This is a genomic window from Clostridium sp. NkU-1 (genome assembly GCA_001312405.1).
On the sequence record BBDR01000001.1, the window covers coordinates 307345 to 325657 of the forward strand.

Annotated in this window: 9 protein-coding genes and 8 pseudogenes; 2 read left to right on the forward strand and 15 right to left on the reverse strand. The window is 44.9% G+C overall.

Translation table 11 applies throughout. The features are described 5' to 3' along the window. Window positions 1–30: 30 nt before the first annotated feature. The 4 genes and pseudogenes from JCM10519_RS01550 to spoIVA all read right to left on the reverse strand — a co-directional run bounded on the left by JCM10519_RS01550 (window position 31) and on the right by spoIVA (window position 4604). On the reverse strand, window positions 31–855 hold the full coding sequence (locus tag JCM10519_RS01550; RefSeq protein WP_054737756.1) for a lysozyme inhibitor LprI family protein: 825 nt from the start codon (window positions 853–855) through the stop codon (window positions 31–33). A 132-nt stretch (window positions 856–987) separates the two neighbouring features. Beyond that, window positions 988–1466, reverse strand: a pseudogene (rnhA, locus tag JCM10519_RS01555) (ribonuclease HI). A 15-nt stretch (window positions 1467–1481) separates the two neighbouring features. Further along, a pseudogene (locus tag JCM10519_RS01560) lies at window positions 1482–3083 on the reverse strand (MBL fold metallo-hydrolase). A gap of 44 nt (window positions 3084–3127) precedes the next feature. Then, window positions 3128–4604 (reverse strand): annotated as a pseudogene (gene spoIVA / locus JCM10519_RS01565) (stage IV sporulation protein A). 305 nt (window positions 4605–4909) lie between these two features. Between spoIVA and JCM10519_RS01570 the strand changes: the two are divergent. Next, window positions 4910–5488: a hypothetical protein gene (locus JCM10519_RS01570; RefSeq protein ID WP_054737757.1), complete on the forward strand. Its 579-nt coding sequence runs from the start codon at window positions 4910–4912 to the stop codon at window positions 5486–5488. A gap of 967 nt (window positions 5489–6455) precedes the next feature. On the opposite strand, the pseudogene JCM10519_RS01580 reads toward JCM10519_RS01570, so the two are convergent. From JCM10519_RS01580 to JCM10519_RS01620, 10 genes and pseudogenes are all read right to left on the reverse strand, one after another. Further along, window positions 6456–7167 (reverse strand): annotated as a pseudogene (locus tag JCM10519_RS01580) (ABC transporter ATP-binding protein). Between the two features lie 13 nt (window positions 7168–7180). After that, window positions 7181–7939 carry an ATP-binding cassette domain-containing protein gene (locus JCM10519_RS01585; RefSeq protein WP_054737759.1) on the reverse strand — a complete coding sequence of 253 codons (759 nt, stop codon included), beginning with the start codon at window positions 7937–7939 and terminating at the stop codon, window positions 7181–7183. Window positions 7940–7956: 17 nt separating this feature from the next. Next, window positions 7957–9018 carry an amino acid ABC transporter permease gene (locus JCM10519_RS01590; RefSeq protein WP_054737841.1) on the reverse strand — a complete coding sequence of 354 codons (1062 nt, stop codon included), beginning with the start codon at window positions 9016–9018 and terminating at the stop codon, window positions 7957–7959. Between the two features lie 9 nt (window positions 9019–9027). Then, a pseudogene (locus JCM10519_RS01595) lies at window positions 9028–9907 on the reverse strand (branched-chain amino acid ABC transporter permease). A gap of 97 nt (window positions 9908–10004) precedes the next feature. Beyond that, the gene (locus JCM10519_RS01600; RefSeq protein WP_054737760.1) at window positions 10005–11210 is read right to left on the reverse strand and encodes an ABC transporter substrate-binding protein; all 1206 of its coding nucleotides are present in this window, start codon (window positions 11208–11210) and stop codon (window positions 10005–10007) included. A 184-nt stretch (window positions 11211–11394) separates the two neighbouring features. Continuing rightward, window positions 11395–12405, reverse strand: coding sequence for an NAD(P)H-dependent glycerol-3-phosphate dehydrogenase (locus tag JCM10519_RS01605; protein WP_054737761.1), 1011 nt, complete (start codon window positions 12403–12405; stop codon window positions 11395–11397). A gap of 122 nt (window positions 12406–12527) precedes the next feature. Continuing rightward, window positions 12528–12857 (reverse strand): glycerol-3-phosphate acyltransferase, encoded by a 330-nt coding sequence (locus tag JCM10519_RS25210; RefSeq protein ID WP_347842787.1) that lies wholly within the window; start codon window positions 12855–12857, stop codon window positions 12528–12530. A gap of 20 nt (window positions 12858–12877) precedes the next feature. Then, entirely contained in the window at window positions 12878–13063 is a 186-nt protein-coding gene (locus JCM10519_RS25215; RefSeq protein ID WP_347842788.1) for a glycerol-3-phosphate acyltransferase, read from the reverse strand. 1 nt (window position 13064) lies between these two features. Further along, window positions 13065–14394, reverse strand: a pseudogene (gene der, locus JCM10519_RS01615) (ribosome biogenesis GTPase Der). Continuing rightward, entirely contained in the window at window positions 14387–15853 is a 1467-nt protein-coding gene (locus JCM10519_RS01620; protein WP_347842789.1) for a DUF512 domain-containing protein, read from the reverse strand. Before JCM10519_RS01620 ends, der begins: the two are co-directional and overlap by 8 nt. Before the next feature lie 202 nt (window positions 15854–16055). Here JCM10519_RS01620 and JCM10519_RS01625 point away from each other — a divergent pair. Further along, window positions 16056–17233, forward strand: a pseudogene (locus JCM10519_RS01625) (ribose-phosphate pyrophosphokinase). 126 nt (window positions 17234–17359) lie between these two features. Here JCM10519_RS01625 and pgeF read toward each other — a convergent pair. Next, window positions 17360–18250 (reverse strand): annotated as a pseudogene (gene pgeF, locus JCM10519_RS01630) (peptidoglycan editing factor PgeF). Between the last annotated feature and the right edge of the window lie 63 nt (window positions 18251–18313).

Here is an 18313-nt window from a genome sequence, read left to right on the forward strand (position 1 = left end):
CTTTTAAAGAGAGAACATCCATATATTCTTCTACCAGATCATAGGCCTTGCCCTTGTGGATTCTGCCAGGGAGGCGGTGTATTCAACCTCTTCTAAACTTCCGCCGCTGTATTTTTTTGCGGCCTCCTCTGCCTTTGCATCCCTGCTTTTGATCCATGCCTGCTGTGAGGTCTCAAGGGACTTTATATCTTCATCGTTCAGCTCCTCTAAAATGGCAGAATAAATTGCATTCTGCTCCCTGTTCCACAGCTTTAGCTCTTTATCTGCCAGGGCCTTCATGGAATAGGTATTGGAATCTCCCGACTCCTCCCGCATCTTTTTAATCTGGGTATCCAGCTCAAGCAAATGCCTTTGATAATAGGCTGCTCCTTCTGAAGAAGCGGCAGAGTTAACCGGCCTGCTTTTAGAATCCGGACTGATGGGAGAGATTACGGTTTCCGCAGTGGAAGCCTCGTTAGAACTTTCCGCTGCCTGGGGAGCCGGCTCCGCCTGATCGGAAACTATAGCAATTTTCATCCGAAGCCCGGCTTCTGCCGGCTGTGCACTACTCTCCGGGACGGCGGTTTCGGTCTTTGGAGCAGCAGCCGGTCCGGCTTTCCTCTGCTTTGGTTCCTCTGCGGAAGGCGGCGCTTCTTTAGGTGCCGGCGCATCCGCTGAAAACAGTTCCGGCGTTCCTCCATAGCCTTTTGCGTCCGCATAGGCTTCAGGAACTTCAGAGTTTGAAAGCCCGGTAATACCCATAGGATCCGAAACGTTTTCCTTGCTTTTCACAAAACTGGATGTGGCAAGGGTTATAAGGATACCAATGACCAAAATGCTTCCGATCACAATCCAGATTCCTCTATTTTTATTCATGAGATATCATCCTAACCTGCTTTGATGGAATTAACATATCACAAATAAAAAAAGAAAGAAAATAGGAATCCGCAATTAGTAAGACATTGTAAGAGATATGTAAGTTTTTGGCATTTTCCAATGGCTGCCATGTCATATCCCTTCGTCGATCAGCAGATTGTCTCCGTCCGCAGCGCTTGTGGCCAGCACGTCGCACCGTTCGTTCTGGGGGTGGCCGGCATGTCCCTTTACCCAGTGAAAAGTCACCTGATGAGGTTCCATGGCTTTTAACAGCCTTTCCCATAGATCAATGTTCTTTACAGGGCCGCTTTTGCCTCTCTTCCAGTTGTTTTTTTATCCAGTTGTCAATCCAATGCTGATTAAATGCATCTGTCACATATTTGGAATCAGAGTATAGTTCCACCTGGCAGGGCCTGGTAAGGGCTTCCAGACCTGCAATGGCCGCCATCAGTTCCATGCGGTTGTTGGTGGTCTTTACATATCCTGCTGCCATGGTTTTTTTCGTGGAGCTGCCCTTTGGAATCCATAAACTGTAAAACCGCGCCATAGCCTCCCGGCCCGTCGGGGTTTCCTCTGGCAGCTCCGTCGGTAAATAATTGTACTTTCGTCACTTTCTGTTGTTCTCCTTATCTATCCCATTTATCACATAAAGAATTAATCTGATCCGCAAATTTGGCAAGATCTTTATTGGCTCCGCCTTCGTTATGACGGATAACCTGCAAAAGCCTTTCGCCTGCAGCAAAAAGCCTTCCGTAAACTCCTGCTGGTTTTTTTGAGATTTCAGGTGATTTGACTACTGCAATGCCCTCTGTTTCATTCAGCCATCTTCCCAGGGAAAGATCATAAACAGAACCGGAGTGAGGGGCATTTACTCTGTATCCGTAATCCTTCCCAAGAAGCTGTTCAAAGGAGCTGCAGACCAGATCATCACCGTGTACCAGAAATACTTGTCGTGGTTTTTCTTCAAATGCGTTCAACCAGGCAATCAATCCTTCCATATCTGCGTGGGAACTCATCCCATCCATCTGTTCTATATGGGCTTCCACCTGAATGGTTTCGCCAAATAGCCTAACCTCGCTACACCCTTCGATCAGGCTTCTCCCCAAGGTTCCTATGGACTGGTATCCGGTGAAAACAATGGTGCATTCCGGCCTCCATAAATTATGCTTTAAGTGATGGCGGATACGGCCTGCATCGCACATGCCTGCCGCTGATATGATCACTTTTGGTTTTGAATTAAAATTAATGTTCTTGGATTCCTCGCTGGTAACTGACAGCTTAAGGCCTGGAAAGGATATGGGATTAATGCCTTTCATTACCAGTTCCTTTGTTTCCTCGTCGTAGCAGTCAACCAGATTATCTTTAAAGATCTGGGTCGCTTCCACTGCAAGAGGCTGTCGACATAAACCTCAAATCCGTCATGTCCGGTGACTAGCTTTTCTGCCTTGATACGGCGGAACATATAAAGGAGCTCCTGGGTCCTTCCCACTGCAAAAGCGGGTATCACCACGTTTCCTTTTCTGTCCAGGGTCTTCTGGACAATGCCTGCAAGAACGGAAACATGATCCGGTATCACACCGTGAAGCCGGTCTCCGTAGGTACATTCCATGACCACATAATCCGCCTCTTTTATGTAGTGAGGATCACGGATTAAGGGCTTGTTCTTGTTGCCGATATCACCGGAGAATACGATTTTTCTGGATGTTCCACCTTCTGTGATCCAGATTTCAATAGAGGCGGAACCAAGAAGATGGCCTACATCTATAAAGCGTATTGTAAAGCCATCCTCCAGTTCCACCTTTTCATTGTAATTGTAGGAATGAAACAGCTCCATAACGCCCATGGCATCATTGACTCCGTACAGGGGTTCTTCTTCCGGAAGCCCTGCCCGCCTGGCCTTTCTGTTCTTCCATTCTGTTTCGGACTCCTGAATATGGGCACTGTCCTTCAGCATAATGCCGCAAAGGTCAGCAGTTGCCACGGTGGAGATCACCTGTCCCCGGAAGCCCCTGGCATAGATGAAAGGAAGCATCCCTGCGTGATCGATATGGGCATGGGTCAAAAGAACATAATCAATTTCAGCGTAGCTGACCGGCAGATCCACATTTACAAATTTATCAATCCCCTGCTCCATACCGCAGTCCACAAGGATTTTTTAAACCGGCAGCTTCCAGATAATGACAGCTCCCGGTTACCTCGCGGGCTGCGCCGATGAACATTAATTTCATATAAGCCCTCCTTTTGTACCTGTTTTTTGTATTATACCATTAATTTAGATAATAATGCAAATCATACCGCCATTACTATCATTAATTATTTTTTTGGAGGGTGTCCTGAAGTTTTATTTGACAGTCTTCCGTAAGCTGGGAAACCTTTTGCTGAATGCCGTCTTCCACGATCTGTTCAATGGATTTTCCAAAGATATTGGTGTTCCATATTCCTTCTTCGCTTTCTCTTGCATTTTCTTTGATGTAAGCGATTAAATCTTCTGCCTGCTGTTCGCTTCCAACAATGGGGGCGATCTCCGTCTGGATATGGGCTTTGATTAAATTGATGGAAGGTGCTTCTGCCCGCATTTTTACTCCGTATTTATTTCCGTGTTTGATGACTTCCGGTTCATCCAGTATAATCTCGGACCGTTCCGGGGTCACGATTCCATAACCTTTGAAACGAACCTGGCTCATGGCCTGGTTGACCTTTTCGTATTCCACCTTCATTTTGGCAAGCTCGCTTAAGGTCTGCATCAACTGGTATTCTCCCTCAATCGGAAGCCCTACGTAATCGCTTAAAATCTGATAATAATAACTGTCATCCACATCCATGGCAACAGAAACACTGCCGTCGGCCATATTCATGTTCTGGATCTTAATGGACCGGACGCTTTCTGCAGATCCGTCAAATAAGTCTGGGGATACGTCCTTCATATGGGACACCTTTTTAACCATATCCTTTGCAGCCTGGATGACCTGGGCTTTTAACCAATGGGTTGCAGGGAGGATCTCAAGCCATTTTGGAATGAAGAAATCCATTTCCGTCACAGGAAATTCCTTTAATACCCGTTCAAGGATGTTGTTTACGTCATCCTTTTTTAACTGTTCGCAGTTAATGGGCATGACCGTTACCCCATATTTCTGGCTCATTTCCTTTGAGAGGGCTGCCGTTTCGTCTGAATATGGCTTTGCGGAATTAAGCAGCATAATAAAGGGTTTCCCAAGAGCTTTTAATTCCTGTACGGTGCGCTCTTCAGCAGCTATGTAATTAGGACGCTTCAGTTCACCGATGGAACCGTCTGTGGTGATGACTACGCCAATGGTAGAATGGTCATTGATGACCTTTCTGGTTCCGATTTCCGCCGCTTTTGTAAAAGGTATCTCATAATCAAACCAGGGCGTCTTCACAAGCCGCTCTTCATCATTTTCAATGTGGCCGGCAGCACCGTCTACCATAAAGCCTACACAGTCGATCAAGCGGACTTTTGTTTCAATCTCATCTCCCAGACGGATGATGGCAGCTTCTTTGGGGATGAATTTGGGTTCCGTGGTCATGATGGTTTTTCCTGCCGCACTCTGGGGCAGTTCGTCCCTTGTCTGAGTTTTCTGGTGTTCATCCTCCATGCCCGGCAGAACCATTAATTCCATAAAACGCTTAATAAAAGTCGATTTTCCTGTTCTCACCGGCCCCACAACTCCAATGTAGATTTCTCCGTTGGTTCGGGCTTTGATATCATTGTATACGTTATAATTGTCCATAAAGATTCCCCCTTCTGTGCTGTTATACTATATGCATGGGAGAAAGGATTATTCCTATCTTTACGAGTGTGCTTCGAATCCTGTTTTCCTTATGGTTTCAGAGCTTCGCAATCGTCTAAGATGCATCTGTTTTTTTCGCATGAAAGATACAAGCATATAATATCAAAACAGGTGCTTTTTACGCTCAGGAAGGAAAAAGCAACGAAAATTGCAATAATATTTCAATGGCATAATCGTATGATATAATAAAAAAATAGTATTATTCTCGTTTTGAAAAAAACTAATCGTTAAAGGAGGAAATTGAAATGAAAAAATTTCAAAAGCAAACGGCAGTATTTTTAATGGCATTGGCTGCAAGCATTACAATCGCACCTCAGGCGCTGGCTGCAGGCACTACAGTTTCATCACAGACTATGGCTTCCAACATGTCCATGGCACAGTTACGAATACAGGACAAAGGACCTGATTTATCGAAGGGAGCTCTTGTTTCAGAAGTTTGGAGCACGGAAGAAGATGGTACACCTTATGTAGAAAGAACTTATGTAAAGTACAGTATTCCAAATCCAATGAAATCGGCCAGAGCGGCATCATCAGGAAGTGCACGTTATACAAAAACTAAAAGTTACGGAGCTACAGGAGCTGTAGAAGTTAGTGCGGATTTTGAATGGGATAGCGCTGCAAAAACAGTATATGCATCAGGGGAAGATGGAGCGCTTACTAATTCTTCCGGAATAAGCGATGTGGAAAACGAGCAGACATCGACTTCCGGGAATGGAACTTCTAAAGCTACTGTCAAATTTAGCTGCAGAGTAAATAGAAATATTGGTGGTTGGACAACATATAGTGTCAGTGTTTCATGCAATTATAAGGGGAGTAAAAGTTAATGAACCATAAAACATTTTCGTTACCATTTGCAATGAAATTATGTCTTCTTGCTTTTTTAGCCGAACTGGCAAAGCAGGGCTGCACTTATTCCTTAGTTTTTCACCGCAGCATGATTAATTGGGCTTTTGGAGTATTATTTAACGTATTTTTTTACAGTACTTGTGTGCAAACTGTTTCCCACTTTGAAAAACGTGGTGATTGCTTGCCCTCTTCTGATTTTTACATGGACTTATGCTAGCAATTTATTTTTACTTCTTTCCAATTTGCTTTATACCTTTGACATAAGCTTACCAACCATTTGGGGTATAGATTTTACTCCGGCAAATGCTGTGGCTGAGGATTCTACTTTCTTGGATTTTTGGGTATTTCCACTTGCAGTGTTTGTATTCAGTATAGTGATTAGCAGATTTTTTGTAAAAAAAGAAAGAATGGAAAGAAGAAAAAGAGGTAGGAACAGTTCCTGTTTATAATCTGCTGAAAATCTCCTTTCTTGGGATTATATTAGGCACGGGTGATCTCTATCCTGCCTTTGGAGTCTTTTTGCCCGGAGATACTACCCTACCGATCAGCGTTTTTTTTGCCATATTATTTACCATAACGGCATGGCAATTATTTCCTGTTTTAAAAAAATCACTATATTTATGTAGCTTTATGTTATGGAGGACAACGCTTTATAGATAATTCCTATGATGCCTTATCCATTTTAATATCTGACGGAGTCCAAAAGCTGGGTTATATTTCCTTTTGGCTACTGCAGGCAGTTATTGCAGCAATTATATTAACTGCAGTTTCAGCGTTTGTAAGTATGCTGCTATTGAAACATAAAAAGAAACCACAGCTGGTTTCCGGCTCATAGATACACTTAAAAACCTGTCGCTTTCCCTATGCTACAAATGGAAAACGACAGGTTTATTGTATCCAAAGTGTACAAAACGCAGAAATAAATGTTCAAATACGCTTCGGGAATTATTCGCTTAGATATGCTTTCTTCACCGAATCATTATTCATCAGTTCGTGGGCATCGCCGCTTAAGACAATCGCCCCTGTTTCCAGAACATAAGCGCGGTTTGCAATGGACAAAGCTTTTTTTTGCGTTCTGCTCAACCAGCAAAACCGTAGTTCCTGATTTGTTGATCTCCTGGATGATATCAAAAATCTCGTTCACATATATGGGAGAAAGTCCCATAGACGGCTCGTCCAGTACGATCACCTTTGGATGGCTCATCAGTGCCCGCCCCATGGCTAACATCTGCTGCTCTCCGCCGCTTAAGGTTCCAGCAGGCTGGTTCTTTCTTTCCTGAAGCCTTGGGAAACGTTTGTAGATCATCTGCAGGGTTTCTTCTATCTCGTTTTTATCCCGCCTTGTATAAGCACCCAGCTTTAAATTTTCATAAACGCTTAAAGCTGCGAAAACCCGCCGTCCTTCCGGTACATGAGCCATACCCATGCTAACAATTTTATCGCCCCGAATTCTTGTGATATCGTGGCCGTCAAACTGAATTGTTCCGGAAGCAGCCTTTAAAAGACCGGTTATGGTATGAAGGGTCGTGGTTTTTCCAGCACCGTTAGCGCCGATCAGGGCCACGATCTCGCCCTCATTTACTTCAAAGGAAATACTTTTGAGCGCCTTGATGACGCCATAATAGACTTCCAGATCTTTTACTTCAAGTAATGCCATGCCTTAAGCCTCCTTATTCTCCCAGATATGCCTTGATAACTTCCGGATCATTGAGCACATCCGCTGTTTTTCCCTGGGTAAGCACCTGACCGAAATTCAGTACGGTCAGTTTTTCACAGATCCCGGAAACAAGCTTCATATCGTGTTCAATTAACAGAATGGTCATATCAAAATTATCCCGTACAAAGCGTATGGTGTCCATAAGCTCTGTGGTTTCGTTGGGATTCATACCGGCTGCTGGTTCGTCCAGAAGCAAAAGCTTGGGACCAGTGGCAAGAGCACGGGCGATCTCCAGCTTCCTCTGCTTTCCGTATGGAAGATTGGAAGCAAGGATATCCTTTTCTTCATCAAGGCCAAATACTTTCAAAAGCTCTATGGCCCGTTCATCCATCTCCTTTTCCACCTTAAAATACTTTGGCAGACGAAGAATTCCTGCGACGGTTGAATAGGAATAGCTGTTATGAAGGCCGGTCTTAACATTATCAAGAACAGTTAATTCCTTAAACAGGCGGATATTCTGAAAGGTCCTGGCGATCCCGGCCCTGTTGATATCCACTGTTTTTTTTCCTGTCATGTTCTCTCCGTCCAGCAAAATAGTACCTGTATTTGGTTTATATACACCGGTTAAAAGGTTAAAGATGGTGGTTTTACCTGCCCCGTTTGGGCCGATAAGACCATAAAGCTGTCCTTTTTCTATGGTAATGCTGAAATTATCTACGGCGCGCAGTCCGCCAAAGGAAATTCCCAGATTCTTGATTTCCAGTAAAGCCATGGTTATACCCTCTCCTTCTATGCCCTGTTCTTATGAAAATACCGTTTCCTGAAATCGATTAATTTAGGACTCCAGTTAAAAATCATCATGACGATCAGGATGATGGCGTAAATCAGCATCCGGTAGGTATTTAAACCTCTAAGAAGCTCCGGAAGCAGAGTCAGGATAACTGCAGCGATCATGGAACCACGGATATTTCCGATTCCGCCGAGAACCACAAATACAAGAATCATGATGGACTGGTTATATCCAAAATTCTTCTGTGTCGCAGTAAGGGCAGAAAGGTTATGGGAATACAGTACACCGGCCACACCTGCCAGGGAGGCTGAAATGGTAAAGGCCATTAATTTATATTTTGTTATGTTGATGCCAATGGATTCTGCGGCAATGCGGTTATCTCTTACAGACATGATTGCCCGTCCGGATCTGGAATTAATCAAATTCAGAACAATTACCAGAGTGATCAAAATAAGGATGATACCAATAGCAAAGGTGGAATTTTTAGGCGTTCCGGTAATGCCCTGGGCGCCGTTTATGATCACCTTTCCCTCTTCTGCCATATTGAGAGCCATTGCATTTTTCGTGGAAAAATGAAGCCCTGATCCATCCTTTCCAATGTAGATCACGTTCATTACGTTTTTAATGATTTCTCCAAATGCCAGAGTAACAATGGCTAAATAATCGCCTCGGAGCCTTAAAACCGGAATCCCGACCACAATGCCAGCCAAAGCCGCTGAAAAAGCTCCGATCAAAATAGCGAAAAAGAAACGGATTCCCGGATTTGGAATGGCTTCCAGCATGGAAATGGAAAACAAAGCACTGGAAAAAGCTCCCACACACATGAAGCCTGCATGTCCCAGGCTCAGTTCTCCAAGGATGCCTACCGTTAAGTTTAAGGATATTGCCATAATGGTGTAGATGCAGATAGGCACCAAAAGGCCTTTCATCAGGCTGCTTACCTGGCCTGCATTTATAAGAAGCTGTACAATGATAAAAGCGGCGATCACCAGCCCAAAGGTTATTATGTTGCTTTTTAAAGTCTTATTCAGACGGAATTTCATTTTCATACTTTTTTCCATGTCGTTCACCTATACTTTCTCGTTAATCTTCTTACCCAGGATTCCTGTAGGCTTTACTAGAAGAACGACAATAAGGACCGCAAATACAATGGCATCGGAAAGCTGGGAAGAAATGTAAGCTTTGCTTAAGTTTTCAATCACACCCAGTAAAAGTCCGCCGATCAATGCTCCCGGAATGGATCCGATTCCGCCAAATACGGCAGCTACGAATGCCTTAATGCCTGGCATGGAGCCGGTATAGGGGGTAAGAGTCGGATAGGCGGAACAAAGAAGGGCGCCGGCAACAGCAGCCAGAGCAGAGCCAATGGCAAAAGTAAGGGCAATGGTTCCATCTACATTAATCCCCATGAGCTGAGCAGCTCCCTTATCTTCCGATACTGCAAGCATGGCCTGCCCTGCTCTTGTCTTTTTGATAAACATGGTCAGACCGATCATAATGATAACGCAGCTGATGATCGTAACAATGGTCTCACCGGAAATGGTAAGCTTTCCCCCTGAAAGCTTAAGAGCCGGAATTGTTACTACAGAAGTAAAGGATTTCGGATTAGAACCAAAAACGAGCAGTGCGATGTTTTGGAGTAAGTAGCTTACACCGATTGCGTGATCAGAACTGCCAGAGGACTTGCCATACGGAGAGGACGATAAGCAACGCCCTCAATGACAACGCCAAGTACCGTGCATAGGATCACTGCAAGGAGTATGCCGGCAACCGGGCCAAGGCCCATTGTGCTGACGACTGTGAACACTACGTATCCTCCAATCATAATTACATCACCGTGAGCAAAGTTAAGCATCTTGCAATGCCATATACCATGGTATATCCTAAGGCAATGATTGCATAAACACTGCCCAGGCTTAGACCATTAATAAAATAGGATATGAAACTCATCATACCATCGCACCTCATTCGTTGTTTATTTTAAAAGAAGAGAGTCGTCCTCTGGACGACCCTCCATTGGGCCATTTAGCGAATTATGCCTCGGTAATTACATCGCTGTGTAAACACCGTTTACGATCTTAACTGCTTTTGGAGCCTTATCAGGTTCTCCGTCCTCTGACCATTTCATGTTCTCGCCTGTTAAGCCGTTTACGGAAACTTCTGTCATAGCTGTCTTTAATGCATCGCAGATTGCAGAAGCATCCATATCTGCTGTAAGTCCGGCCTTTTCAGCGGCAGCCTTGATGGCGTAAACCGCATCATAACCATCAGCAGCAAACTGGTTCGGGATCTCACCGTATTTCTCTTTGAATGTTGTAACAAACTTCTGTGTCAGCTCATCCTTTGCATCAGCAGCAAATGGTGTCAGAAGCATTACATTTTCAGTCAATGCAGTGTCAAAGTTTTCTACGTTTAAAAGTCCGTCAAGTCCGTCGCAGCCAAAGAACTGGGGATCAAATCCCATCTGCTTTGCCTGTGCAAGGATCAGGGCAGCCTGGGAATAGTAAATCGGAAGGAATACAAGCTCAGCGCCTGAATCCTGTGCTTTTTGAAGCTGTACGGAGAAATTGGTATTGTTGTCTGCGGTAAAGGCCTCATCAGACACAATTTCAATTCCCTGATTTGCTGCTTCAGAAAGGAATTTATCATGGATACCGGATGAGTAAACATCGGAACTGTCATAAATGATGGCAACCTTAGTAGCCAGCTTGTTCTCACCAATGTACTGTGCGGAAGCTGCTCCCTGGTTCGGATCGGAGAAGCATACACGGAACTGGTTGTCAAACTTTGCGCAGTCTACTGCAGAGCCGGAAGGAGTGAGCTGGAATATATTGTCATTACTGGATTCCGCACCTACTGCGATACAGGGAGCGGAGGTGACGGTACCGACTAACATCTGCATACCCCAATCCTTTAAGGTATTGTAGGCATTTACTGCTTTTTCCGTATCGTTTTCATCATCCTGGAAGTTGTACTCAATCTGAGTGCCGCCTATTCCGCCGCTTGCGTTGATTTCGTCAATGGCAAGTTCAGCACCGCGCATAACAGCCTGCCCGTAAATCGCTGTACTTCCGGTAATTGGTCCGATACCACCGATTTTAAAGGATCCTTCTCCAGAAGCCTTTGCTGCTTCCGTGGATTCTCCTGATGCCGCAGTGGTTTCTGAAGTTTTTCCGCTTCCGCAGGCAGTTAAAGATGCTGCCAAAGCAACTGCCATGGTAAGGCTCAGTAACTTCTTCATAGATTTTTTCATAATCCGTTCCTCCTCATAAAACGTTCTATATATACAGTAATTTGGGCATAGGGATCGAGCGCCGCTTACGTATACATAGTCTTTATAATAAAATGGCTTTTAAAAAAATGTCAACTGATTTTAGGTTAATTATGAAAAAAATCGACATGTTTCTTTTTTCCAGCCGATCCTTAAAGGGAGGGCATTATTTATCCCAGGGCAGATCAGAACTTTCAATGGTCTTATCCCGAAGCATCAGTTCCTTGACAGCCTCAGAGGCTGGTTTATTATCAAATAAAACTGCATTTACCTGTTCCACAATAGGCATGGAAACATCGTATTTTTCCGACAGGGCCAGAGCGGCTTTGGCAGAATAAATGCCTTCCACCACCATCTTCACTTCCTTTGTGGCTTCCTCCATGGTCCTTCCCTGGCCGATCAGGATTCCGGCTCTTCTGTTCCGGCTGTGCATACTTGCACAGGTCACGATCAGATCACCGATTCCGGACAAGCCGCAAAAGGTCTGGAATTTACCGCCCATTTCCGTTCCCAGCCTGGATATCTCAGCGATACCTCTTGTAATAAGGGCCGCTTTTGTGTTATCTCCATAGCCCAGCCCATCTGCAATTCCGGCTGCAAGGGCAATGACGTTTTTAAGGGAGGCTCCAAGCTCGATTCCCTGGATGTCGGGGCTTGTGTAAACCCGGAAAACCTCACTCATGAAAATTCCCTGAACGTATTCAGCTGTCTTTCTGGTACGGGCACCTGCAACGCAGGTGGTGGGAAGGTTTTTGCTCACCTCTTCCGCATGGCTGGGACCGGAAAGGACTGCCACATCTGCCATGGGAAGTTCTTCTTCCAATATTTCGGAAAGGGTCATAAGAGAGGCTTCTTCTATCCCTTTTGCAACGTTGACAATCACCTGGCCGTATCTGCAAAACGGATTCATCTTTCTTGCCGTGGAACGGACATATACGGAAGGAACTGCTGTTACCAGAAGATCCTGTCCTGTCATGGTTTCCTCCAGATCCTCCGTAAAGACCATATCCTCTGGAAGTACCAGATCCGGAAGGGTATGATGCCTGTGGGTCGATTTCATCTCCGAAATTTCCTCGGGAAGAGCCGACCAGACGGTCACCTCATGTCCATTATTATATAGAAGAGCTGCAAGCGCAATTCCCCAGCTCCCCGATCCGATCACTCCGATTTTAGCCATTTTCTTCACCTCATTTTATTTTTTTCCTGAACCAAAGGAAATTTTATTCTCTCTGCCGCGGACAAGGCGTCCGATATTTGCCCGGTGGCGCCAAAATGCCTGACCGCTTATGAGCGCCGCCACTATGTAGAATTCCGGCAGCAATTTTGATCAATACCATAGGCTCCCATCCATCCAAAGAGGAACATCCATACAATAAAAATCGTTGCAACCACCAGGGAGCCCAGAGAAACATATCTTGTAATGGCAACGATCAAAATAAATGCCACCAGACATAAAAGCGTCATTCTTAAATCGGCAGCTACGATCAGCCCGGCAGTGGCCGCTATGCCCTTGCCGCCCTTGAAATTAAGATAGAACGGGTAATTATGGCCCAGAATAACACCAAAGCCCGTATACAATAACAGAAGATAAATCATCTCCGGCTGGGACCGGAACAGGACCCGGATCATAAGGCAAGGCAGCAATGACTTTAAAAAAAATCCCCGAAAAAGACCACTGCTCCGGCCTTTGCCCCCATGACCCTTAAGGCATTGGTTGTACCGGAATTACCGCTTCCGTAATTCCGGATATCGATTTTATGGGCCTTTCCGTAAAAATAACCAGACTGTATGAGTCCAAATAAATAACCTGCAAAAAGACAGATGATTCGTTCCATACTACTGTTCCTTTCCGCTTCTTTCTCTATATATAAACTTAAGGGAGGTTCCCCGGAAACCGAATGCTTCCCGGATCCTGTTTTCTAAGTATCTGGTATAAGAAAAGTGGGTCAGTTCTTTGTCATTTACAAAGATTACAAAAGTAGGCGGCTTTACGGCAACCTGGGTGATATAATAGAGCCTTAACCGCTTGCCCTTGTCAGACGGCGGCTGCTGAAGGGCCACGGCTTCTGTCATGATTTCGTTTAGAACTCCGGTAGCTACCCGAAGGGTCTGGTTCTCCCGAACCATATCAATCACCTCGAACAGCTTATTCATCCTCTGTCCGGTTTTTGCTGAGATAAACAGGTACTCTGCATAAGGCATAAAGGACAGGGTGTTTTTGATCTTATTTGTATATTCATAGATGGTCTTATCATTCTTTTCAATGGCATCCCATTTGTTGACTGCAACAATGATGCCCTTACCGCGCTCATGGGCAATACCCGCAATTTTTGCGTCCTGCTCGGTTACGCCTTCCTCAGCATCAATAACCACTACCACCACATCGGCCCGTTCAACTGCTGTAACGGTGCGGATGATGCTGTAGCGCTCCAGTTCCTCTTTGATCTTACTTTTCCGTCTCAGCCCTGCCGTATCAATGAACACATATTCAGTGCCATTATGGACGATCTCTGTATCCACCGCATCCCTGGTAGTGCCTGCAATGTTGGAGACAATGACCCGGTTTTCTCCCAAAAGCTGATTTATAATAGAAGATTTTCCTACGTTTGGTTTTCCCACAACTGCAATTCTCGGCCTGTCATCCTCTTCTTCATCTGTATCAAAAGCACCAAAATGTTTTGCTACTTCATCAAGAAGCTCTCCAAGGCCCAGTCTGGAAGCTGCGGAAACAGGAACAGGATCACCGATTCCCAGGTTATAGAACTCATATACATCATTACCAAACTTCTGGAAGCTATCCACCTTATTGACCGCAAGGACGATAGGCTTTTTTTGATTTCCGAAGTATGTCAGCGACCTTGGAATCCGCATCCACCAGTCCCTGACGGACATCCACGATAAAGATGATAACATCTGCAGTGGCAATGGCTATTTCCGCCTGCTCCCGCATCTGGGACAGGATGATATCACTGCTGTCCGGCTCAATGCCTCCCGTATCAATCAGGGTGAAATTCATATCCAGCCAGGTACAGTCTGCATAGATCCGATCCCTGGTAACGCCCGGTGTGTCTTTTACAATAGAAATAGTATCACCGGCCAAAACATTAAATAAAGTAGACTTTCCCACATTGGGGCGGCCTACGATGGCAACCACTGGTTTACTCATATAATATTTCCTTTCTCCTCTTTGCCCATGCTTTTTTGGCATAAAGATATACCCGAAGTATTTCTCTCCCTCGCCCATGTTTTCCGGGCATAAAGGTATACCCGCAAGTGTTTAACTCATATGCTTCATAAGAAGCTTCACTCTCTTCTACCGGCTCAAGAACTGCCTGTACAAAATCCTGACCGCTTGATTTTACAATATCTACCTGTACTTGTAAAGCATTTTGTACATCCTGACGGGTCAGGTCATCAAGAAATACCTCTTCTCCGCTTCGGAACATACATTCCGGAAGCAATAACCGTCTGCCCAGTGCCTGTCCCTTAAGCTGTCCGATTAAATCCTGGCCGGTGATTAAGCCTGCCACTGTGATTTGCTCCCCGAAAAAGACATTGGTAATAGCATAAACGTGAATGACCCGCCCTGGAAATTTTTCCTGTACCATTTTTGCATGTCTTTCAATATAAGGAGCAGCAAGCCTGCCTGTTGCGATTGAGATTTCTTCAGACTTATGGTCGTCTTCCATGGTTTCCAGAGCGGCCTTAATCTCCTCATCCAAAAGCCGCAGCATGCCTACGCCGTTTTCCAGCTGAATATATCCGTCGTAACGGCTCTCTTCCGGAAAAGGCAGCCCCGCCAGGATATAAAGCTCGTCACTGGCATGAATGAAATGGGTTCCATGGGTTTTAAAAAGCTTTTTCTGCCATCGTCCGATGATCTCCACGATCTCTTTTGCATCTTCAGCTGTAAAGGGCTGTAAAGGATACAGGCCATCCCGGTATTTTGACATTCCAACAGGGACGGCGGATACACTCTCCATATACGGAAGGTATTCTGATAAATCCTTTATGGTCCTTTCCAGCTCCTTTCCGTCATTGACGCCCTTGCAAAGCACAATCTGTCCGTTCATCGGGATCCCTGCCTCATACAGCCTCTTGATCTTATCCAGGGCTTGGCCTGCAAACCGGTTGTGAAGCATCTCACACCTTAAAGCAGGATTGGTCGTATGAACGGAAATGTTGATCGGTGCCAGCTTAAACTTTATGATGCGGTCAATGTCATGATCGCTCATGTTAGTCAGCGTCACGTAGTTCCCCTGCAAAAAGGAAAGCCTGGAATCGTCATCCTTAAAATACAGGGTTTCTCTCATTCCAGGGGGCATCTGGTCTATAAAGCAGAAAATGCATTTATTCCGGCAGGATCTGTATTCACTCATGAGTCCGTTTTCAAAGGTAATACCCAGATCCTCGTATTGGTTTTCTATTTCCAGCTCCCATTCTTCCCCGTCTTTTTTTTTCACGGTCATGAGAATGGACTCGCTGTTAATGTAATACTCATAATCAAAAATGTCTTCCAGTTCATGACCATCTATGGACAGGACCGTATCCCCTGGCTCCAGTTCCAGCTGATCTGCTATGGAGCCGGAATCAACTTCTTTTATGATATGTCCTCTTTTGCTCATCTTAATTTTACCTTTCTGTAGCTGTCCCATATATCATAACAAGATTGTTACTCTTTGTAAAGGAAGCCTTTTTTTGTTTTTTTCCTGGAAATACGACCGAAGCTATTGACGCATTCTGTCATTCAATGGTATAAAAGGGTGTAAGATTAAAAGCAGGCAGTCTTACGACTGGCTGTTGATTTATTATGGAGGAATCTTTGTCATGGCAAATGATTATGTATTTAACGACCAGCTACCTGTTGCTCCCTTAAAGATTGCAGCGCTGGAAAGCTGCCGGGAATTGGCCGGGAAAGTAAACGACCACATCGTAGGTTTCCGCAGAAATGATATCCAGGAGCTTATACGCCGAAAAGCTGATCTTCACTATCGCGGATACGATGTGGACTCCTATCTTCTCAAATGCGAATGCCCGCGTTTTGGAAGCGGAGAAGCGAAAGGCATCATCAGGGAATCTGTCCGTGGCACGGACGTATTTGTGATGGCAGACGTCACCAATAACAGCATAACCTATACCGTCAATGGTTATACCAACCACATGTCTCCTGATGACCATTTTCAGGATTTAAAAAGAATCATTGGCGCCTGCAGCGCAACGGCCCACAGGGTATGTGTTATTATGCCGTTTTTATATGAGAGCCGCCAGCATAAGAGAACCAAAAGGGAATCTTTAGACTGCGCCATGGCTTTGGAAGAACTGGTACATATGGGAGTCAGCAACATCATTACCTTTGACGCCCACGATCCCAGGGTCCAAAATGCCATCCCGTTAAATGGATTTGACAATTTCATGCCCACTTACCAGTTTGTCAAGGCAGTATTGAGGAAGTGTCCGGATTTAAAGATTGATAAAGAGCATTTAATGGTGATCAGCCGGATGAGGGTGCCATGGACCGTGCCGTATACCTGGCAAACAACTTAAGCGTGGACATGGGTATGTTTTATAAAAGACGAGATTACTCCAAAGTGATAGACGGGCGGAACCCTATCGTTGCCCATGAGTTCTTAGGCGCTTCCGTAGAGGGCAAAACGGTGCTGATCGTAGATGATATGATCTCCTCCGGAGAAAGCATGCTGGATACGGCTAAGGAATTAAAGGAGCGGAAAGCGGACAAGGTAATCGTTTGCTGTACCTTTGGCCTGTTTACCAACGGACTGGCTAAATTTGACGAGTATTACAGCCGGGGCTACATAGACTGTGTCGTTACAACAAATTTAAATTACCGTCCCATGGAATTGCTTGACAGAGAATGGTATGTGGAAGCAGACATCAGCAAATACATTGCGGCAATTGTTAATTCTTTAAATCATGATGTGCCCATAAGTACTGCCCTTTCTTCTACAGAAAAGATACAGAATTTGTTAAAAAAATATCGGGCATAAGAATCTGCTTCGCTTTCGTAAAAGCGGAAAGGAGTATTGCACCAGGGCATGAAATTATCATAATTCATGCCGGGGCAATGCTCCTTTTTATTTTAACAAAAGGGAGATGCTGTAAGCGAACTTAAGTCAGCTTAACAGCATCTCTCCATCTGTATCATTAAAGGTTATCTTTTTTTCATCGAGTCCTAAAAACGCAGCCAGATTCCCTCTCTCATTTCCGGTCGTCCGATGGGAAAATAAAAGATCTGAATTACAATGAGTACAGATATCCGTAACCTGGATATTTTCCTGCTTTACCCCTGCCTCCAGCAGCACAATTTCATTTGCCCGCCAAAGGTCCAGTAAATATTTCCCATCTTCCTTTTCCGATAATATTTCGCTCCAATGCTTCCTGTCAAACCCTTTCATAAACTCTTGAGCGACTTCACTTCCCACCTCATAGCATTCCATGCAAATGCTGGGGCCGATGCAGGCGATGACATCCTCCGCCTTTGTCCCAAAGGCTTCCTCCATTTTTTTTAACAGTAACTTCCCCCATGCGTTTCACGGTTCCCCTCCAGCCGGAATGGCTGAGCCCAATGGCTCTGTGGATTGGATCCAGAAAATAAAGGGGAACGCAATCTGCATAAAAAGTGACCAGGGTAATTCCAGGAACATTAGTGATCAATCCATCCACATCTTCATAATCCCGTTCCTTTACAATTCCTTTCCCTGCGTCCTCTTCCGTCACCAGCCGGACATTGGTGGTATGGGTCTGATAGGACAAAACCATCCGTTCCACATCAACTCCCAGGGCCTTTGCCATCCGACTGTAGTTTTCCAGGACATGTGACCGGTTATCTCCCCGGGTAAATGTAAAATTCATAGTAGCAAACTTTCCCTGCTGACGCCGCCCAGCTTCGTTGAAAACCCTTGTTTCACCAGCCCGGTTCTTTCTAAAATCGGAAAAGACAAATAAGGCACCTTTTCCACTGTTTTATAATCCAATCTCATATCACTAGCTTTTCGCTTCCACATATTTTCCATCACACCTTTGTTTAAAATGCGTCTTTAATCAGCCGGATTTCCTGGCCCAGGATT